20 protein-coding genes are annotated in these 19318 nt (G+C 73.2%); 10 read left to right on the top strand and 10 right to left on the bottom strand.

Going from position 1 to position 19318, the window contains the following annotated elements; all coding sequences use genetic code 11:
* Window positions 1-118: 118 nt before the first annotated feature.
* Both LX83_RS20985 and LX83_RS20980 read right to left on the bottom strand, forming a co-directional pair.
* Entirely contained in the window at window positions 119-970 is an 852-nt protein-coding gene (locus LX83_RS20985; RefSeq protein WP_253773989.1) for an NAD(P)H-binding protein, read from the bottom strand.
* Window positions 967-1422 carry a nuclear transport factor 2 family protein gene (locus tag LX83_RS20980; RefSeq protein ID WP_253773987.1) on the bottom strand — a complete coding sequence of 152 codons (456 nt, stop codon included), beginning with the start codon at window positions 1420-1422 and terminating at the stop codon, window positions 967-969. Before LX83_RS20980 ends, LX83_RS20985 begins: the two co-directional genes overlap by 4 nt.
* Window positions 1423-1518: 96 nt before the next feature.
* Here LX83_RS20980 and LX83_RS20975 point away from each other — a divergent pair, with 96 nt between their 5' ends.
* Window positions 1519-2139 carry a TetR/AcrR family transcriptional regulator gene (locus LX83_RS20975; RefSeq protein WP_253773985.1) on the top strand — a complete coding sequence of 207 codons (621 nt, stop codon included), beginning with the start codon at window positions 1519-1521 and terminating at the stop codon, window positions 2137-2139.
* 50 nt (window positions 2140-2189) lie between these two features.
* Here the strand turns inward: LX83_RS20975 and aztD are convergent, their stop codons facing one another.
* Genes aztD through aztB form a run of 4 tightly spaced genes read right to left on the bottom strand, consistent with a single transcriptional unit; the run spans window position 2190 to window position 6505 of the window.
* Entirely contained in the window at window positions 2190-3395 is a 1206-nt protein-coding gene (gene aztD, locus LX83_RS20970) for a zinc metallochaperone AztD (RefSeq protein ID WP_253773983.1), read from the bottom strand.
* Between the two features lie 34 nt (window positions 3396-3429).
* Window positions 3430-4368: a zinc ABC transporter substrate-binding protein AztC gene (aztC, locus tag LX83_RS20965; protein WP_407649631.1), complete on the bottom strand. Its 939-nt coding sequence runs from the start codon at window positions 4366-4368 to the stop codon at window positions 3430-3432.
* Complete coding sequence (locus tag LX83_RS20960) at window positions 4365-5630, bottom strand: hypothetical protein (protein WP_253773981.1); 1266 nt, start codon at window positions 5628-5630, stop codon at window positions 4365-4367. The genes aztC and LX83_RS20960 overlap by 4 nt, the downstream gene beginning before the upstream one ends.
* Window positions 5630-6505 carry a zinc ABC transporter permease AztB gene (gene aztB, locus LX83_RS20955; RefSeq protein ID WP_253773979.1) on the bottom strand — a complete coding sequence of 292 codons (876 nt, stop codon included), beginning with the start codon at window positions 6503-6505 and terminating at the stop codon, window positions 5630-5632. The genes LX83_RS20960 and aztB overlap by 1 nt, the downstream gene beginning before the upstream one ends.
* 89 nt (window positions 6506-6594) lie before the next feature.
* Here aztB and aztA point away from each other — a divergent pair, with 89 nt between their 5' ends.
* Entirely contained in the window at window positions 6595-7269 is a 675-nt protein-coding gene (aztA, locus tag LX83_RS20950) for a zinc ABC transporter ATP-binding protein AztA (RefSeq protein ID WP_253773977.1), read from the top strand.
* 223 nt (window positions 7270-7492) lie between these two features.
* Window positions 7493-8398: an FG-GAP repeat domain-containing protein gene (locus LX83_RS20945; protein ID WP_253773975.1), complete on the top strand. Its 906-nt coding sequence runs from the start codon at window positions 7493-7495 to the stop codon at window positions 8396-8398.
* Window positions 8399-8501: 103 nt separating this feature from the next.
* Here LX83_RS20945 and LX83_RS20940 read toward each other — a convergent pair whose 3' ends face one another.
* Both LX83_RS20940 and LX83_RS38455 read right to left on the bottom strand, forming a co-directional pair.
* Window positions 8502-9161 carry a response regulator gene (locus tag LX83_RS20940; protein WP_253773973.1) on the bottom strand — a complete coding sequence of 220 codons (660 nt, stop codon included), beginning with the start codon at window positions 9159-9161 and terminating at the stop codon, window positions 8502-8504.
* Complete coding sequence (locus tag LX83_RS38455) at window positions 9158-10369, bottom strand: sensor histidine kinase (RefSeq protein ID WP_253773971.1); 1212 nt, start codon at window positions 10367-10369, stop codon at window positions 9158-9160. The genes LX83_RS20940 and LX83_RS38455 overlap by 4 nt, the downstream gene beginning before the upstream one ends.
* Before the next feature lie 133 nt (window positions 10370-10502).
* Here LX83_RS38455 and LX83_RS20930 point away from each other — a divergent pair, with 133 nt between their 5' ends.
* The 3 genes from LX83_RS20930 to LX83_RS20920 are packed head-to-tail and all read left to right on the top strand — an operon-like array spanning window position 10503 to window position 13461.
* Window positions 10503-11414 carry an ABC transporter ATP-binding protein gene (locus LX83_RS20930; protein WP_253773969.1) on the top strand — a complete coding sequence of 304 codons (912 nt, stop codon included), beginning with the start codon at window positions 10503-10505 and terminating at the stop codon, window positions 11412-11414.
* Window positions 11411-12241 (top strand): ABC transporter permease subunit, encoded by an 831-nt coding sequence (locus tag LX83_RS20925; RefSeq protein WP_253773967.1) that lies wholly within the window; start codon window positions 11411-11413, stop codon window positions 12239-12241. Before LX83_RS20930 ends, LX83_RS20925 begins: the two co-directional genes overlap by 4 nt.
* 47 nt (window positions 12242-12288) lie before the next feature.
* Window positions 12289-13461, top strand: a complete 1173-nt coding sequence (locus LX83_RS20920; RefSeq protein ID WP_253773965.1) for an alpha/beta hydrolase family protein — start codon at window positions 12289-12291, stop codon at window positions 13459-13461.
* Window positions 13462-13481: 20 nt separating this feature from the next.
* Here the strand turns inward: LX83_RS20920 and LX83_RS20915 are convergent, their stop codons facing one another.
* Window positions 13482-14486, bottom strand: coding sequence for a helix-turn-helix transcriptional regulator (locus tag LX83_RS20915; RefSeq protein WP_253773963.1), 1005 nt, complete (start codon window positions 14484-14486; stop codon window positions 13482-13484).
* Between the two features lie 128 nt (window positions 14487-14614).
* Between LX83_RS20915 and LX83_RS20910 the strand changes: the two genes are divergently transcribed.
* The 3 genes from LX83_RS20910 (at window position 14615) to LX83_RS20900 (ending at window position 17264) form a co-directional block, all read left to right on the top strand.
* The gene (locus LX83_RS20910; protein WP_253773961.1) at window positions 14615-15037 is read left to right on the top strand and encodes a VOC family protein; all 423 of its coding nucleotides are present in this window, start codon (window positions 14615-14617) and stop codon (window positions 15035-15037) included.
* Between the two features lie 93 nt (window positions 15038-15130).
* Window positions 15131-16159, top strand: coding sequence for an aldo/keto reductase (locus LX83_RS20905; protein WP_253773959.1), 1029 nt, complete (start codon window positions 15131-15133; stop codon window positions 16157-16159).
* A gap of 4 nt (window positions 16160-16163) precedes the next feature.
* The gene (locus tag LX83_RS20900; protein ID WP_253773957.1) at window positions 16164-17264 is read left to right on the top strand and encodes a winged helix DNA-binding domain-containing protein; all 1101 of its coding nucleotides are present in this window, start codon (window positions 16164-16166) and stop codon (window positions 17262-17264) included.
* Window positions 17265-17316: 52 nt separating this feature from the next.
* On the opposite strand, the gene LX83_RS20895 is transcribed toward LX83_RS20900, so the two are convergent.
* A complete protein-coding gene (locus LX83_RS20895) occupies window positions 17317-17889 on the bottom strand; it encodes a TetR/AcrR family transcriptional regulator (protein WP_253773955.1) in 573 nt (190 codons plus the stop codon).
* 346 nt (window positions 17890-18235) lie between these two features.
* Between LX83_RS20895 and LX83_RS20890 the strand changes: the two genes are divergently transcribed.
* Entirely contained in the window at window positions 18236-19273 is a 1038-nt protein-coding gene (locus LX83_RS20890; protein WP_253773953.1) for a medium chain dehydrogenase/reductase family protein, read from the top strand.
* Window positions 19274-19318 lie beyond the last annotated feature (45 nt).

Raw genomic sequence — 19318 nt, 5'->3', positions numbered from 1 at the left:
TCGTGTATTGGCTGGTGGCGAAATGCCGGAACCAACCGTCCCGAGCGTCAGAACTTGTGGAGACCACACAAAAGATGATCCCGGTCACACGGGAGTGGGGCGTTCCGGGCCGAATCGGTCAGGCGGTGAAGGCGTCCCGGTGGGCCGCGACGAACTCGGGGAACGACCGGGCGGGCCGGCCGGTGACGTCCAGCACGGTGGTGGTGACGCGGTCCTCCGCGCCGTGCCGGATGTCCTCGTCGAGGCCGGCCAGCACGGCGGCGTACGCCGGTGACAGACCGGTGGCGACGAACCGGTCGGCCATCTCGGCGGTGCTCACCGCACGGTGCCGCACGGTCCGACCGGTGATGTCGGTGATCACGGCGGCGGCGTCGGCGTAGCTGAGGGCGGCGGGCCCGGTGATCAGGTGGTCGGTGTTGTGGGGTTCGGCGTCCAGCAGGGCCCGCACGGCCACCGCGGCGATGTCGGCGGCGTCGACGAACCCGACCCGGCCGGACCCGGTCGCGGTGATGATCTCCCCGCGCTGCCGGATGCTGTCGGCCACGGTGTGCTCGGCCACGAAGTTCTGCATGAACCAGGACGGCCGCAGCACGGCCCACTCCGGCAGGACCGCCCGGACCAGTGGGGGCAGCGCGCCCAGCCCGGACGGGCCGTCGGCCACGGCCGAGGAGCTGAGCAGCACCGCGCGGCGCACCCCGGCCCGCAGCGCCTCGGCCAGGAACTCCTCGACCACCGGCGCGGGCTCGACCGCGCCGACCGGGGCGAGCAGGTAGACGCGGTCGGCACCGGCCAGCGCCGGGCCGTGGGTGTCCGGGTCGTCCCAGTCGAACCGGACGTGGTCCGGGTTGTCGCCGGCCGGCTTCCTGGTGCCGATCCGCACCGCGGCCCCCTGCTCGCGGAGCCCGGCCGCGACCCGGCTGCCGGTGGTGCCCGTCCCGCCGAGCACCAGCACGGTGGGCTGCCCGCTCATGCCTGCGCCCCCGTTGTGGCGAAGGCGGAGGTGAGTTCGTCCAGGCCGCCCATCAGTTCGGCGCCCGCCAGCGGGCTCCAGTAGTCGCGGTAGCGGGTGATCTCACCGTCGCGCGCGGTGACCACCGCGACGTAGCGCATCCGGTACGGCCGGCCGGTGGCCACCACCCGGCCCGCCGCCTCGAACTCGGCGACGACCACGTCGGGGTCGGCGGTCTCGTGGACGGTGCACTCGGTGATCTCGCGCACGTCCAGCAGGTCGGGGTAGCCGCGCAGGTAGTCCTCGACGGCCGACCGGCCGACCAGTCGGGTGGGGTAGTTCGCCGGGGCGAACGGGAACTCGAAGACCCCGTCGGCGGCCCACAGCGCGGCGTAGCCGGTCATGTCCTTGGCCAGCAGCCGCCGCAGCGACTCCTCGAACAGGTCGCGAGCGGTGCGCGGTGATGCGCTCATCGGTGTTTCCTCTCCACACAAGTGGACGGTACGGTCCCGTCCCGTCGACACCATAGACAGGACGGGACCGTATCGTCCACACGTATACTCGGAGATATGACCAAGCCCACCCGCCGCACCCCGACCGGCGCCGCCGTCCTGCAACCCCAGATCACCTCGGCGATCACCGAGGCCGTGCTGGACGAACTGGCCGCGCAGGGCTACGGCCGGCTGTCCATGGAGGCGGTGGCCAAACGCGCGGGTGTCGGCAAGAGCGCGCTGTACCGCCGCTGGCCGTCCAAACAGGACATGGTGATCGCGGTGTTCTCGGAGTTCAGCGTGCCCCTGGCCGAGATCCCCGACACCGGATCACTGCGCGGGGACCTGGTGGCGCTGCTGCGCGCGGTGCACGACTGGCTGACCCACCCCCGCCTCGGCACGATCGTGCCCGACCTGACCGCCGAGGCCGCCCGCAACCCGGCGCTGGCCGCCGCGATGCGGACCACCGTCGGCGAACCCCGCCGGGCGCTTGGCGCGATCGCCTTCCGCCGCGCGGTCGACCGCGGCGAACTGCCCGCCGACCTCGACCTCGAACTCGCCCTCGACCTGGTCGCCGCCCCCCTCTACTGGCGGCTGACGGTGCGCCGGGCCCCGGTCGAGCCCAACTACCTCGACCAGCTCGTCGACCCCATCCTGCGCGCGCTCAACGCCCGACCAGCGCACCGCGCCGACCACTGACCCGCACCGGCCGGGCCGACGACGGGCCGCCCCGGAACGGCGGTCAGCGGTCAGGCGGGGACGCCGGTCAGCTCGTTGGGCGCCTTGGGCAGGGTCACCGTGGCTGTTCGGGTGCCGGTGGCCAGGTCGACCGCGTGGAGTTCCCGCTTGCCCGGGTCGCTGACGTAGGCGGTCCCGCCGCGCACGAACAGCGTCGGGCGGGGCTGCTGCCACTCCAGCGGTTCCTGCCAGGCGTCGATGACCGGGATGGTGTTGGTGACGCGCGCGGCCACCGGGTCGATGACGTGGAGCTGACCGTCGGTGCCGAGCACCACCCCCTCACCCCGAGGGCCGCGGCCCAGGGAGCGGAAGCTGTAGCTGGTGCCCAGGTCCACCAGGGTGAGCGCGTGGCTGGTGGTGTTGATCAGCGACACCTGGTGCGGCCGCTCCAGCTCGGCGTCCTTGTCCTGCTTGTAGTCGCCCAGGGTGACCGGCGAGACGTCGGAGCCCGCCTGGTTGCCGATCCGCCCGTACGCGGTGGGACTGTCCACTTTGGTGATGGTGCCGTTCTGGTAGATCAGCGCGCCGGTCTCGCACCCGATGACCACCGCCCCGCCCTGGGCGGTGGCCTCGCCGTGCACGCCGGGGCAGTTCTCGTTGCGGGCGATCTCCCTGCGCTCCTTGTCCAGCACCAGGATGCCGGGCCGGGAGTCCTCGTTGCCCAGGGTCACCACGAGTTCGCCGGTGGCCAGTTCGACGGCGACGCCGTGGTGTGCTTCGGCGGTCCGGTAGACCTCGGTCCGGGGCAGCCCGTTGCCCAGCGCCTTGGGGTCGAAGCTGGTCACCTCGCCGCTGCCGTCGGCGAAGAGCACCGTCCTGCCGTCGTGCCGCACCACGTGGCCGGGTTTGGCCGCGGTGAACTCCGTGTCGGTCAGCGCGGGGGTGGTCGCGTCGAGCACCCGGAACCCGGTCGAGGTCGACACCAGCACGTGCCGGTCGTCGCCGGCCGCGTTGAGCCGGTTGAACCCGGCGAGCGGGATGTCCTCGGCCAGTCGCAGGGTGGGGCCGTCCAGCACGTAGATGCCGCCGTCGTAGGTCGCGACAACGGGTTGCGCGACGCCCGGCCGCGCCGATCCCGACGCCGTGCCGCCTGGCGCGGCCCGGTCGGCGCCGCCTTCGGCCGAACCGCACGCGCCGAGCAGGAGCGCGGCCGCGACCGCCGTGGACAGGGCGGCGCTGCGCCTCGCCCGCGCCGCGGCCTGCGAGGTGGTTGCCATGGTGTGTTCACCTTTCCTTGTTGGACGGGAGTTCTCAGCTGCCGAGCCCGCTGGTGATCGCGACCGTGTTGGCGCGCATCATGTCCAGGTAGGTGCCGGCGCCCTGGTCGGGCTGGCTCAACGACTCGGAGAACAGCGCGACGACGCGCACGCTCAGTCCGGCCTGCTCGGCCAGGACCCGCGCCAGCCGGTCGGGTTGGGAGGAGTCGGCGAAGATCACCGGCACCCCTGCCGCGCGCACGGTGCCCGCGAGCTGTTCGAGATCGGACGCGCTGGGCGAGGCCAGCGTCGTGCCACTGGGCAGCACCGCGCCGATGACCTCGAAGCCGTAGCGCCGCGCCAGGTAGCCGAACACGTGGTGGTTGGTCACCAGCTTGCGCCGGTCCTGGGGAATCCTGCCGAACTGGTCGGTCATGAACGCGTGGAGCTGGTCGACCTCGGCGCGGTAGCGCTCGGCGTTCCGCCTGATCACCTCTTCGTCCACACCGGACACCCGGGCGGTGATCTCGTTGGCGATCACGTCGACCGCCGTGCGCACCCGCACCGGGTCGGTCCAGAAGTGCGGGTCCGGCTGGCCCTCGGAGGCGTCGCCGGTGTGCCGGATCGGGTCGACGCGCTCGGCCACGGCGAGGGTGGGCACGTGCGCAGCCTCGGCCGCCTCGACGTTGCGCAGCACCCCCTCCTCCAGGCCGAGTCCGTTGTAGACGACCAGGCCGGCCTGCTCGACCAGGGCCGCTTCCCGCGCGGAGACGCCGAACGAGTGCGGGTCGGCGTTCGGTTTCATCAGCACCGTCACCTCGGCCTGGTCGCCGACGATGGCGCGGGTGATGTCGCCGAGGATGTTCGTGGTCACGACGACGCTGGCCCTGCCGCGCCCCAGGCCCGAGCACCCGCCGAGGCCGAGGACCAGGACCGCGGCCGCGGCGAGCAGTGCGGCGGCCCACCGCGTGCCGCGCGGTGTTCGCCGGCTCACCGCCCGGTCTCCACCAGGTAGCTGGCCTTGCCGCCGACCTGGAACACGCGTGCCTGGCGCAGGTTGTCGGTGTAGTCGATCTCGTGGACGGTGCCGGTGGCGACGTCGTTGACGTAGGCACGGGCGCTGTCGACCTGGATCACCGGCAGCACCGGCGCGGACTCGGCCACCGGGGCGGCCAACAGCGGGGTCCGCGCGGTGCGCGTTCCGGTGGCGGTGTCGTAGGCGTGCAGCGCGCCGTCGGCGGTGAGGGCGAGCAGCGGGGCACCCGCACCCACCGCGGTGACCGCGACGACCGGGCCGGTCTCCAGGTGGGTCCAGCTCCTGCTGGTGACGTCGAGCGACCACACGCCGCGGTCGCCCGCCCTGGCGGCGAGCGTCGTGCTGCCCGGGCGGTGGGCGAACGCGACGGCGCGTTCGGACTCGGGCACCGGCCGCGGGTAGGGAATCTTCTCCGCGTGGAACCCACCGTCCTGTTCGGTCACCAACAGCGCGCCGTCGGCGCAGCCGAAGACCACACCGCGCCTGGTGACCGCGGACCCGCGTGACCGGGGGCAGGACGGGTCCAGTGTGGACAGCAACTGGCCCTGGCGGTCGCGCACCTCGACCGCGTCAGCGGACCGGTCCGCCCGCGCGGCCGGCACCAGCAGGTGTTCCCGCCACGGCACCGCGCTGCCCTCCGGTGCTGCCCCGGAGACCGTTCCGGTCCGCACCACGGTTCCCGCGTCGAGTTGGGCGCGGTCGAGCAGGTGCACGGTGCCGTCGTCGAAGGAGATCGCGGTCAGCGCCGGATCGCTGTGCACACCGGTGGGACGGCCGCCGGTCACCGAGCCGACCTCGCGGATCGCCGCCCGGTAGTAGTGCACGTGATCGGTGTGGTCGACCATCCAGGCGCCGCTGTCCACCACCCGGACCGCACCCGCTTCCCCGGCACCGGTTTCCTCGGCACCGGTTTCCTCGGTGCCGGTCTCCTCGGCTAAGTACGCGAACCGGCCGTCACCGAGCACGCCCCGCACGCCGTTCGCCCTGCCGACCTCGGTCACCTGCCCGGTGATCAGGTCCAGCACCCGGATCGCGCCGGTCTCCCGGTCCGCCACCACCAGCCGGGACTGCGCCTCCGCGGTCTCCTCGGCTCCCTCGACGTACCCGTGTGGCGTGTCCGCCCGCGTGGGCGGCGCCGGTTCGGCCACTCCGCACCCGGCTGCCGACACGGCCACCACACCGGCCGCGCCCACCGCCGCCACCGCTCTTGTCAGGGACATCACTGCGCTCGCTCGACCTCTCGCTCGACATCGGGGACAGCCGGACGCGGCCTCGCGCGCACCCGGCGGTGGAGGTGCGCGGCCAGCACCGAGCCGAAGAACAGGGCGACCGAGGTCGCGGCGATCGTCGCCCCGGCCGCGGTGCCCCAGTGCCAGGACACCAGCAGACCGACGGTGGTCGCGAGGCTGCCGAGCACCGCCGCCCCGGCCATGACCGACGGGATTCGCCGGGCCCACAGCACCGCGGCGGCGGGCGGCGCGATCAGCAGCCCGAACACCAACAGGGTGCCGACGACGTGGAACGAGACCACGATCGCCAGGGTGAGCAGCCCGAGCAGCAGCGCGTTGGCCAGCCGGGGGCGCAGGCCCAGGGTGTGCGCCTTGCGCTCGTCGAAGACCAGCGCCACAAAGGACCGGTGGCCCAGCACCGACACCAGTCCGGCCACCGCGAGCGCGACCGCCAGCAGCACGAGGTCGGTCACGCGCACCGCGAGGACGTCACCGAAGAGGAAACCGGTGAGGTCGACGGCGAAGGACCGCGAGTGCGACACGATGATCACGCCGGTCGACAGCATGCCGACGAACAGCAGTCCGATCGTGGTGTCGCGCGAGATCCCCCGCACCCGCCCCAGCGCGGACACACCCGCGGCCATCAGGCCGGCGCTCGCCGCGGCGCCGAGCAGCGGGTTTCCGCCGAGCAGCGAGGCCAGCGCCACCCCCGGCAGCATGCCGTGCGACATGGCGTCACCGAGGAAGGCCATGCCCCGCAACACGACCCAGGTCCCGGCCAGGGCGCAGACCAACGACACCAGAACCCCGGCCCACAGGGCCCGCTGCACGAACGACACCTCGAACGGGGCGACCATCCACTCCACGAGCGCACCCTACAATGAAAATCATTGTCGTCAACAGCGGGAGTTTGGTCACAGTGGACGGTGTGCGGCCAGCGGTTGTCCTTCACGAGGTGTCCGCGGGGTATGCCCGCGAGCTGGTCCTCCAGCGCGTCACCGCGTGCGTACCCAGCGCGAGGGCGACCGTCGTGCTCGGGCCGAACGGCTCCGGCAAGACCACGCTGCTCAACGTCATCGCGGGCGTGCTGGCGCCGGTCTCCGGCGCGGTCGACCGCGCGAGCACGCCGGCCCCGGCCTACGTCCCGCAGCACAGCGCCGTTTCGGACACGCTGCCGATGACCGTGCGCGACGCGGTCGCCATGGGCCGCTGGGCCCGGCTCGGCCCGTGGCGCCGACTGTCCACACAGGACAAGGAAATCGTGGACGAGTGCCTGGCGCGCCTGGACATCGACGGCCTCGCCACCCGGAAGCTCGGCGCGCTGTCCGGCGGCCAGCGGCAGCGCGCCCTGGTGGCGCAGGGACTTGCCCAGCGGTCCGGACTGCTGCTGCTCGACGAGCCATCGACCGGGCTGGACCTGGAAGCCCAACGCCGCATCGCCGAGGTGCTCCGCCAGGAGTGCGCGGCCGGCCGCACCGTGGTGCACACCACCCACGACCTGGACGAGGCCCTGCGCGCCGACCACTGCCTGCTGCTCAACGCGGGGCGGCTGGTCGCCCAGGGCGCGCCCGCCGACGTGCTCACCGAGGACACCGTGCGCGCCGTCTGGCACACCAGCCGGCCGCGCTGACCAACCGGTGCCGGCCCGTCGCGGTGCTCCGCCACCCACCGGGTCCTCGCGACGCGGGCGCACGCACGCCTACCAGAACAATTCCATGAAACGGCGAGAATTCCGCGCCCTGCAACAACTCTCCGGGCCAGGACAATGGCAGAGCGCGGCACAGCAAGAAATTCCACCCGACGCCGCGCAAATTGTCGAAGGGAGACAACCAATGCGTGTCGGACGAAGATCCATGGCGCTGATCGGTGCACTCGCTCTTGGGTTGATCAGCGCAGCGACAACGCAGGCGACCGCGAACGCGGAAACCGCTTCCTCACCCACCACGGCCGGCGCCGCCACGAACAACCTCGTGGTCTGGCGCCCGTCCAACGGCGTCTGGTACACGCTCGACCAGTCCACCGGCGCGATCGCGAACTGGCAGTGGGGCACCAGCGGTGACAAGCCGGTGAGCGGCGACTACACCGGCGACGGCGTGCAGGACCTCGCCGTGTGGCGACCCTCCAACGGCGTCTGGTACACCCTCAACCGGAGCAACGGCGCCATCGCCAACTGGCAGTGGGGTACCGCGGGGGACGTGCCGCTGAGCGGGGACTACACCGGTGACGGCATCGCCGACCTCGCGGTGTGGCGCCCGTCCGACGGCGTCTGGTACGTGAAGAACCCGGTGACCGGTGAGATCACGAACCGGCAGTGGGGCACCAACGGCGACATCCCGGTGAGCGGCGACTACACCGGCGACGGCATCGCCGACCTGGTGGTGTTCCGGCCCAGCAACGGCGTCTGGTACACAAAGGACGGTGTCACCGGCGCCATCGCGAACTGGCAGTGGGGCACGGCTGGGGACGTGCCCGTCTACGGTGACTTCACCGAGGACGGCATCGCCGACCTCGCGGTGTGGCGGCCCTCCAACGGTGTCTGGTACACCCTCAACCGGAGCAACGGCGCCATCGCCAACTGGCAGTGGGGCACCAGCGGCGACGTCCCGGTGAGCGGCGACTACAACGGCGACGGCGTGCAGGACCTCGCCGTGTGGCGGCCCTCCAACGGCGTCTGGTACACCCTCAACCGGAGCAACGGCGCCATCGCCAACTGGCAGTGGGGCACCAACGGCGACGTCCCGGTGTCGTTCCGCCGGTAGCCGCGCCCAACCCGCTGACTGATGTGGTCGCCGGTACTGGGGAACCGGCGACCACACCTGGCCAGCCACCACACCTGGTCATCCGCCGGTCATCCACCGGGGGTCAGCCCGGGGGCCAAGCCATCAGGCCCGCCTGGTGGGCGGTGATGACCAGGTGGACCCGGTCCCGGACACCGAGTTTGCTGAGCAGGCTGGCCACGTGGGCCTTGGCCGTGCCGTGGCTGATGTGCAGGTGTGCCGCGATCTCGCTGTTGGACATGCCCCGCGCCACGAGGATCAGCACCTCGTGCTCCCGCTCGGTGATCCCGTCGAGCTTGCGCGGGCGGGGCGTGGGTTCGGGCCGCCGGGCGAACTGCTCGATGAGGCGGCGGGTGACGCTCGGCGCGATGAGCGCGTCCCCGGCGGCGACCACGCGGACGGCGGTGAGGATGTCGTCCAAGGCCATGTCCTTGACGAGAAACCCGGCGGCACCGGCGCGCAGCGCCGCGTACACGTTGTCGTCGTCGTCGAACGTGGTGAGGATGAGGATGCGGGCCTCCGGCGACTCGGCCGTGATCATGCGGGTGGCTTCGATGCCGTCCATGCCGGGCATGCGGATGTCCATCACCACCACGTCCGGGCGCAGGTCCCGCACCAGCTGGACCGCCTGGGCACCGGTCCCGGCCTCTCCGACCACGTCGATGTCCGGGGTGTCGGTGATGACCACGCGCAGCCCGGCGCGCACCAGTGGCTGGTCGTCGGCGAGCACCACGCGGACCGTCATCGCGCCGCCTCCAGCAGCGGCAGCCGGGCGGTGACCCGGAAGCCGCCCTCGGGCCGAGGACCAGCGCTGAACTGACCGCCCAGCAGGGCGACCCGCTCCCGCATGCCGGCGATGCCGTACCCGCTCTCCCCCGCTCCGGCCGCCCGACCACCGCCGCTGTCGAGCACCTCGACGCACAGCTCCTCGCCGCGGTGGTCGATCAGGACCCGGCAGTGGTCGGTACCCGCGTGGCGCACCACGTTGGTCACCGCCTCCTGGATGATCCGGAACGCGGAATGGTCCACCGTGGAGGGAAGTGGGCGGTTCCGGCCGCGCCAGCGCACCTCGACGCGGACGCCGGCGGCCGTTGTCGTCTCGGCCAGCCGGTCAACCCCGGCCAGCCCGGTCAGGCCCGCTGGTTCGGCCACCTCGGTCGCGCGGAGCCCGCCGAGCAGCTGCCGCAGCCCCTTCAGGGTGTCCCGGCTGGTCGTCTCGATGGCGGCCAGCGCGTCCCGCGCCGCGTCCGGGCGGGAGCCGATCACCCGGCCGGCGGCACCGGCCTGGATGGCGATGACGCCGATGCCGTGGGCGACCACGTCGTGGAGTTCACGGGCGATGCGCAGCCGCTCGGCCGCCGCCGCCTGGGTGGCGGCGTGCTCGCGCAGCACGGCCGCGTGGTCGCGCCGCTGCCGGACCATCGTCCCTGCGACCCAGGCGAGCAGCACCAGCAGCGCGATCAGCGCGGTCAGGGCCAGCATGCCCACGGCCAGCAGGCGGGGCGCACCGCCGCTGGCCCACAGTTCGCGCTGCCAGACCGCCTCCTGCCCGACCAGGGTGGCGGTCGCGGCCACGGCGGCGACGTGGCGGGGTCGCGTCGCCGCGACCAGGGCCACCAGGGCGTCCGCGGCGAGCACGAGCGGCCAGGCCTGTTCGATTCGCGCGTGTGACGTGGTGACCGCCAGGAAGCCGAGCACCACGGCCGCCAGCACCGGCAGCGGCCGGCTCCGGGCCCAGCGCAACGGCAGTGCGAGCAGCGCCGCCACCACCAGCCGCGGCCAGCCGGCCAGTCGCAGGCTGCCCGGTGGCTGCCCGTGCGCCGGCTCCGGGCCCGCTCCCAGCGCGGCCCAGAGCACCAGGGTGAGACCGGCGACCGCGCACCAGGTGAGTGCGGTCCGCGCACTCGGCGGCAGGCGGTGCGCCGGAACGGGCCGGCGCGGGTTGTCAGGCACGCGCTGATCGTGCCACCCGGACTCCACATCGGACATCAGCCTGCGGGCCTATACCTGGCGGCCACCCTCCCGCCGGCGAATGTGGTCCTCGGCCAGATGCCCGAGCCGGGTGGTGTGCGCCAGCGTGGTTGGCGTGATCAGAGTCAGCGGACTGTCCAAACGCTACGGCGACGTGCTCGCCGTGCACGACCTGACGTTCACGGTGCCGCCGGGACGTGTCACCGGGTTCCTCGGCCCCAACGGCGCGGGCAAGAGCACCACGCTGCGCATGATCCTCGGCCTGAACCGGCCCAGCAGCGGGACCGCCACGATCAACGGCCGCCCGTTCGCCCACCTGCGGGCCGGGCTGCGGCACGTCGGCGCGCTCCTCGACGCCAACGACGTGCACGGTGGCCGCAGCGCCGCCGCGCACCTGTCGGCGCTGGCGCGCGGCAACGGACTGCCCCGCCGCCGGGTGCACGAGGTGCTGGCGGAGGTGCGGCTGGCCGGGGTGGCGGGCCGGCGGCTGGGCGGTTTCTCCCTGGGCATGCGGCAGCGGCTCGGCATCGCCACCGCCCTGCTCGGCGACCCGCCCGTGCTGCTGTTCGACGAACCGGTCAACGGCCTGGACCCGGAGGGCGTGCGGTGGGTGCGCGACCTGTTCCGCCGCCTGGCCGCCGAGGGACGGGCGGTCCTGGTCTCCAGCCACCTGATGAGCGAGGTGGAGCACACCGCCGACCGCCTGGTGGTCATCGGCAGGGGCGAGTTGATCGCCGAGGAGAGCGTGGCCGAGTTCGCCGCCCGCGGCAGCCGGGCAGGCGTCTCGGTGCGCACCCCCGCCGCGGCCGAACTGGCCGCGCTGCTCACCCGGGCGGGTGCCGCCGTCACGGCCGAGGGCGTCGACGCGCTCACCGTGACCGGCCTGAGCGCACCCCGCGTCGGCGAACTCGCCCACACCCACGGCATCGTGCTGCACGGGCTCGCCACGCGTACCGCGTCACTGGAGCAGGCGTTCATGGAACTCACCGCCGACCGGGCCGACCACCGGGCGGGTGAGCGCCGGTGAGCACCGCCACCCCGATCGCCCGGCCGACCACTCCACCGGCCCGCTTCCGCGACCTCCTCGCCGCCGAGTGGATCAAACTGTGGTCGCTGCGCTCGACCCGCTGGCTGCTCGGCGTGGGCGCGCTCGCGCTGATCGGGTTCGCCGCGTACAGCAGCGTCAACACCTACCTCGACTGGCCGACCTACACCCCCAGGGAGCAGGCCGCGTACCACCCGGTGTCGGAGGTTCTCACCGGGGCCACCGCCGCCCTGCTGGTGATCGGCGCGGGCAGTGTGGGCGCCCTGACCGTCGTCGGCGAGTACGCCACCGGCCTGATCCGCACCACCCTCACCGCCGTCCCGGCCCGGCACCGCGTGGTGGCCGCGAAGGTGGCTGTCGTGGCCGCGGTCATGCTCACCCTGGGCGCGGTCGTCACCGCGGCGTCCTTCGGCGCGAGCCAGGCGATCCTGTCCGGGCGCCAGATCGGGGTCTCGCTCACCGACCCCGGCGTGCTGCGCGTCCTGGCCGCGGACGCCCTGCTCGCTCCGGTGGCGGCGCTGGTCGGCATGGGGCTCGGCGCGCTGCTGCGGCACACCGCCGCGGCCGTCGTCGCGGTCTGCGGTGTGCTGGTCGTGGTTCCGTCGTTCCTCAAACCGACCGTCCACCAGTGGGCCAACGACCTGTACGCCACGCTCCCCCTGTACGTGTGGCGCAACTGCCTGTCCCAGACGCACCCACGGGACAGTCCGGCCCTGCCGACGGTCACCGGCTCCTGGGTCGTGTTCGCGCTCTGGCCGCTGGTCGCGGCCCTGCTCACGCTGATCGTCGTCACTCGCCGCGACGTGTGACCGGATCGCGTCCACCCACCACCGATGTGAATCCCGAAAGGACAGTGATGAGGACAGTGCTGAAGCCGGCGATCGCCGTCGCCGTGGTCTGCTCCCTCGCCGTGGTGGCCTCCCCGACCACCGCCGCGGCCGAACCGGCACCGCGTTCCGCCACCGCCACCTCCCGGCAGGCGGATGTCCACTCAGGACTGCCGAGGCCGACCGGTGCGCACGCGGTCGGACGCGACGTGCTCCACCTGGTCGACGAGCACCGCACCGATCCCTGGGTGCCCGAAGCGGGCGCGCGGCAGCTGATGCTGTCCGTCCACTACCCCGCCTGGCCCGGGACCGGCCAGCCCGCGTCCTACTCGACCACCGAGGAGGCCCGGCTGCTGCTCCAGCGCAAGGCCCCGGGCGCCACCGTGCCGGCCGAGGTCATCAGCGGCCTGCACACCCATTCCCGCACCGACGCCCGGCCCCTGCCCGGCCGCTTTCCCCTGGTCGTGCTCTCCCCCGGCCTCACGCTGCCCAGGGCCACCCTCAGCAGCCTCGCCGAGGACCTGGCCAGCCACGGCTACGTGGTCGCACTGGTCGACCACACCTACGAGTCCAGCGGCACCACCTTCCCCGACGGGCGCACCCTGACCTGCGTGATCTGCGACCAACCTCCCGCCGGCGGCCCGGCGGCCATCACCAGGAGCCGGGCGGCGGACGTCTCGTTCGTGCTCGACCAGCTCACCGGACAGCACGCGGCCTGGCGGTACGCCTGGCTGATCGACCCGGAGCGGATCGGCATGGCCGGGCACTCCATCGGTGGTGCCTCCGCCGCCACGGCGATGGCCTCGGACACCCGAATCCGGGCGGGGGTGAACCTGGACGGCACCTTCCGCGAACCGGTCCCCAGCACCGGCCTCGGCGGTCGTCCCTTCCTGCTGCTGGGTTCCCAGGCCGACCACACGCCCGGCCGCGACCACACGTGGGACCGCGACTGGCCCAGCCTGGACGGCTGGAAGCGTTGGCTGACCGTCGCCGGCGCGGACCACGGCAGCTTCACCGACGGCCCGGTCCTGGAATCCCTGCTCGGCCAGCCCGCCACCACCGAACTGCCCGCGCAGCGCGCCGTGCGGATCACCCGCGGCTATGTCGGCGCCTTCTTCGACCTGCATCTCAAGGGCACCCGGCAGCCCCTGCTGGACGGCCCCACCCCGGCCAACCCCGAGGTCACGTTCGAACAGCCCTGATCCGGCGCACGGACCGCTGCTCAGCCCGGTGGCGCGGTGGGGCCGTCGGCCGCCGCGGCGGCGTAGCGCCGGGCCAGGCGGGCGAACGCGGCCCTGAGTTCGGCCGGCCCGACGACCTCGATATCGGCGTCGAACCTGCCGATGGTGGCGGCCAGGCCGGGCCACGACCACGCGCCCAGCACCAGCCGGCAGCGGTCCGGGCCGAGTTCCTCGACGACCCCGTCACGCGTGTAGGCGGACACGGTGGCGGCCGGCAGGTCGAGGATCACCTCCCCCCGGCAGGGCCAGCCGCCCGAGCCGTCGACGCCCTGGAACCGGGCGGCCACGAAGGCGGCGACATCCCCGCCGGGCAGTTCGCGCGGGGTGAAGCGGGGCCCGGTGGGGGTGCGCGGGGTGATCCGGTCGGCGCGGAAGGTGCGCCAGTCCTCGCGGTCGAGGTCCCAGGCGACCAGGTACCAGCGCCCGCCCCAGGTGACCAGGTGGTGCGGCTGCACCCGACGCGGCGGGCCCTCGGCCGTGCCGGCCGCCGGCGCGACCGCGGGCACGTAGTCGAAGCGCAGCACCTCGCGGGCGTGCACGGCGGCGCTCAGCGCCAGGAGCACACCGCTGTCCACCTGCCGGCTCGGCCCGATCGCCGGCCGCTGCACCGCGGTGATCCGCAGGGTGTCGATCCGGTGGCGCAGTCGGGCCGGCATGACCTGCCGGACGGTGTGCAACGCGCGCGCCGCGGCCTCCTCGATGCCGGCACCGCTGGTGGTGGCGATCTGGAGGGCGACGGCGAGGGCCACGGCCTGCTCGTCGTCGAACAGCAGCGGGGGCAGCTGCGTGCCCGCCTCCAGCCGGTACCCCCCGTCGGGGCCCTTGGTGGCCACGATGGGATAGCCGAGTTCGCGCAGCCGGTCGACGTCGCGGCGCACCGTGCGCGGGCTGATGTCCAGCCGCTCGGCCAGCAGCGCCCCCGGCCAGTCCCGCTGCACCTGCAGCAGGGAGAGCAGTGACAGCAGTCGCGCTGAAGTCTTCGGCACGAGTTCCATCGTGCCGGACAGAAGAGGACACACCCTGACCGCTACCCGTGCGACTGTTCCGCCGTGCCCGGTGACCGGGACCGACCCGGAGGGCACGCGGCACACAGGGTGAAAGGTGAAGCGCCAACATGTCCGTCAAGACCACGACCCACCTGAACTTCCGCGGCCAGGCTCGCGCGGCGCTGGAGTTCTACCAGTCCGTGTTCGGTGGTGACCTCTCCGTCGTCACCTACCGGGACAGCGGGAACGTCCAGGAGCCGGCCGAGGCCGACCAGGTGATGTGGGGCCAGGTGGCCGCCGACAACGGCTTCCACGTCATGGCCTACGACGTTCCCTCCCGACTGGCCTACGACCAGGGCGAGAACGCCGTGTTCGTCTCGGTGCGCGGCGAGACCGTCGAGGAGGTCGCCGGCTACTGGGAGGGGCTCACCGCCGGGGCGACCATCGTGCAGCCCTTCGGCCCGGCCGGCTGGTCGCCCGCCTACGGCATGCTCAAGGACCGCTTCGGCGTGGTCTGGGTCGTGGACGTCGTCAGCCAGTACAACGGGTGAGCCCGTCCGGAGGGCGGGTGCCGCGCGGCGCCCGCCCTCCGGCACCCGGTGACCACCGCCAGCTCCGGCCAGTTCTCGAAGGAAACCACCACCATGAAGACGCGCCCCCTGGGCCGCACCGGAATCCGGGTCAGCCCCTACTGCCTCGGCACGATGTTGTTCGGCAGGGCCGGCAACACCGACCAGGACGACTGCGTCCGGATCATCCACCGGGCGCTGGACGCCGGGATCAACTTCATCGACACCGCCGACGTGTACTCGCACAGCGAGTCCGAGGAGATCGTCGGCAAGGCCCTGCGGGGGCGCCGCGACAACGTCGTGCTCGCCACCAAGGTCAACGGCGCGATGGGCGACGATCCCAACCGCCGAGGCAGTTCCCGGCGCTGGATCACCGCCGAGGTCGAGAACTCGCTGCGCCGGCTGCGGACCGACCACATCGACCTCTACCAGGTCCACCACCCCGACCCGGAGACCGACATCGAGGAAACCCTCGCCGCGCTCACCGACCTGCTGCGCAGTGGGAAGGTGCGGGCCATCGGCTCGTCGAACTTCCCGGCCACCGAGATCGTCGAGGCCCAGTGGGTGGCCCAGCGGCGGGGACTGGCGCGGTTGCGCACCGAGCAGCCCCCGTACTCCATCCTCAACCGCGGTGTCGAGCGCGAGGTGCTGCCCACCTGCCAGCGCTACGGCATGGGCGTCCTGGTGTGGGGTCCGCTGTCGATGGGCCTGCTCAGCGGCCGCTACCGCAAGGGCCACACCGTGGCCACCCCGAGGATGCGGTGGGTGCCCAGGCACCTGACCGACGAGCGCACCCTCGACGTGGTCGAGCAGCTCGTCGCGCTGGCCGGGGAGACCGGGATGTCCCTGCCCCACCTGGCCACGGCCTTCACCGTCGCGCACCCCGCGGTCACCTCGGCCATCATCGGGCCGCGCACCCTGGCCCAGCTCGACAACCTGCTGGCCGGCGCGGGCACCGTGCTCGACGACGACGTGCTCGACCGGATCGACCAGATCGCGCCGCCCGGGTCCGACATCGGCCCGCTGGACGTGTCCTACGACCCGCCGGCCATCACCGATCCCGGCCAGCGCCGGCGGCCGGCCGACGAGCGCGCGGCGGCGTGAGGCGATGACCGTGCTGACCACCCGGGCGCTCAACCGCGCGACGCTCGCCCGGCAGTTGCTGCTCGAACGCGCCGACCTGCCCGTGCTCGACGCCATCGCCCACCTGTGCGGCCTGCAGGCGCAGGAACCGCAGGAACCGTTCGTCGGGCTCTGGTCGCGGCTGCGCGCGTTCGACCCCGCGGTGCTCTCGGACCTGCTGACCGACCGGAGCGCGGTGCGGACCCACCTGATGCGCCGCACCGTGCACCTGGTCACCGCCGAGGACGCCCTGGCCTGGCGGGCCCGCCACGACGGCATGCTGCGCCAGCGGGCGGTCGGGGCCTACCGCCGCGAACTGGCCGGGGTGGACCTGGACGAACTCGCCGCGGCGGGCCGGGCCGTGATGGCCGACGGCCAACCCCGCTCCATGACCGAACTCGCGCGGGCGGTGGCCGACCGCTGGCCGACGCCCAGCCTGCGGGCACTGGGTGAGGTGCTGGTCGCCGCCCTGATCCCGATGGTGCAGCTGCCGCCGCGCGGGCTGTGGCGCGTCCGGGCGGGCGTGCGCAACCTGCCGCTCGCCGTGTGGCTGGGCCGCGAGATCGACCCGCCCGCCCCAGATGCCACCGACCCGGTCGGCCAGGCCCTGGTGCGCCGCTACCTGGCCGCGTTCGGCCCGGCCGCCTCCGCCGACGTGCGCGCCTGGTGCGGCCTGACCGGGCTGCCGGCCGCGCTCGCCGGCATGCGCGACGAGCTGGTCACCTTCCGCGACGAGCACGGCCGCGAGCTGATCGACCTGCCCGACGCGCCGCGCCCCGACCCCGACACCCCCGCCCCGGTGCGGTTCCTGCCGGCGTTCGACAACGCGATCCTCGGCTACCACGACCGGCGCCGGATCATCGACGACGCCCACCGCGGCCTGTCGGTCGCTGGCGCGCGCGTGGTGCTTGTCGACGGCCGGGTCGCCGCGACCTGGACCGTCGAGGCGGACACCGTGGTCGTGACGCCGCTGCACCGCCTCGCCCCGGCCGACCGCACCGCAGTGGCCGAGCAGGGGCGGGAGCTGGCGGCGTTCCTGTCCGACAACGAGAGCGACCGCGTGCGGGTTGCCGCGTCCGCCGGGTGAGCGGACGTCCCCGGTCCGGCCGGCGGGGTGGGCAGCGGCCCGCCCCGCCGCCTCAGTAGTGGCGGATGCCCGCCGACAGGGTCCGCGCCCACGGCGCGTCGATGTCGTCGGCGTCCACCGCGACCACCAGGTGGCAGAGCATCCCCTTGGCGAAGAAGGCCTGCACCTGCGCGGGAGTGCCGCCGGACACGCCGCGCACGTACTCGACGGTGCGGGCATAGCCGCGCTGCACGACCTCGCGCACCGCCGGTTCGGACAGTGCCGCGCACTGGGCGTGCATCTGGACCAGCAGGAGCGTCCGCTCCTCGGCGATCAGCCGCGCGTAGGCCTCACCCATGGCGTCCAGCACGGCCTCGGGTGAGCTGCCCCTGGCCCCGGCGACGCCGTCGGCCAGGCTCTCCCGGATGCGGGCGAAGCAGTGCTCGACCACGGCGACGAACAGCGACTGCTTGTCCGGGAAGAGCCGGTAGACGTAGGCCTGGGAGATATTCGCCGACTTGGCCACCTCACTGGTCGTGGTGCCCCAGTAACCCCGCGCGCCGAACGCGCCCAACGCCGTGCGCAGCACGGTGTCGCGCCGTTCCTCCGCGGTGGAGAGCCGTCGTTCACTTCCAACTCCAGGCATGGGTGTAATCAACCAACCACACCTCCGCCTGTCAAATCGAGCACCCGACCGGCAACCACCACCGCACCCCGAGCCAAGGGTTGTTCCTGGCCGAACCGGCTAATTCCGGCCACAGTCCCCAGCTCCACCGACCGGGCGGTCGCACGGCGGCCCCGGCCGATCGGGCGGACGACCCGAGGTTGACAGCCACAAGTGTGAGTGGTTTATTACTCTCATCGTCGGCGAGCAGCACCGCGCACTCGGCCGAACACCACCACAGCTCTCCTGCTAGCCCGGCCAATCCCTGGGGCTCAGCAGAATGATTGACCAACCACTCACACTCACCTCCGCCCGAAGGAGCCCCACCATGTCCAACACGACCAGTGACCTGCTGACCGAGATCGTGCTGCCGGGCAAGGTCGCACCGGACGGGTTCCTGACCCGGCGCCGCCCGGTGCCCACCCCCGGGCGGGGACAGGTGCTGGTGCGCATGGAGGCCACCGGGGTCTCCTTCGCCGAACAGCAGATGCGCCGAGGCAAGTACTACGACCAGCCACCGTTCCCGTTCGTCCCCGGCTACGACGTGGTCGGCGTGGTCGAGGCCGTGGGCCAGGACGTCGACCCGGCGGTGCGGGGCACCCGGGTGGCCGCGCTGACGAAGATCGGCGGGTGGGCCACCCACCTGATCCTCGACGCGGACGACGTGGTTCCGGTGCCCGCCGGCGTGGCCGCGGCCGACGCGGAAACCGTGGTGGTCAACGGGATCACCGCGTGGCGGATGCTGCACCGGACCGCCAAGGTCCGCAGTGGACAGACGATCCTCGTCCTCGGCGCGAACGGCGGGGTCGGCTCCGTCCTGGTGCAGCTCGCCCGCGCGGCGGGGGTCCGCGTGATCGGCACGGCCGCACCGCGCCACCACGACGCCGTGCGCGAACTCGGCGCGACTCCCCTCGACTACCGCGCCCCGGGACTGCCCGATCGCGTCCGCGAGCTGGCACCGTCCGGAGTGGACGCCGTCTTCGACCACGTCGGCGGGCCCGGCATCGTCGACTCCTACCGCCTGCTGGCGCCCGGCGGCACGCTGGTCTCCTACGGCACCGCGGCCACCCGCGACCACGAGGGTTCCTCGCGCCTGCCGGTGCTCAAGCTGATCCTGCGGCTGCTGTGGTGGAACGCGCTGCCCAACGGCCACCGCGCCAGCTTCTTCAACATCTGGGCCGGCCAGCGCGACAAGGCCCGGTTCCGCGCGGAGCTGCGCCACGACCTGGGTCAGGTGTTCGCCCTGCTGGCCAACGGCACGCTGCGCGCCCAGGTCGCCGCCCGCGTCCCGCTGACCGACGTCGCGACCGCGGTGCGGCTGGCCGAGTCCGGCACCGTCACCGGCAAGGTCGTGCTGACCCCCTGACCCCCTGACCCCCTGACCCGCCCGGAGAGCACCGCACGACCACCG

It is taken from the genome of Goodfellowiella coeruleoviolacea, from assembly GCF_024171785.1.
Lineage (GTDB): Bacteria > Actinomycetota > Actinomycetes > Mycobacteriales > Pseudonocardiaceae > Goodfellowiella > Goodfellowiella coeruleoviolacea.
This window is presented reverse-complemented; position numbering and strand designations above follow the sequence as displayed.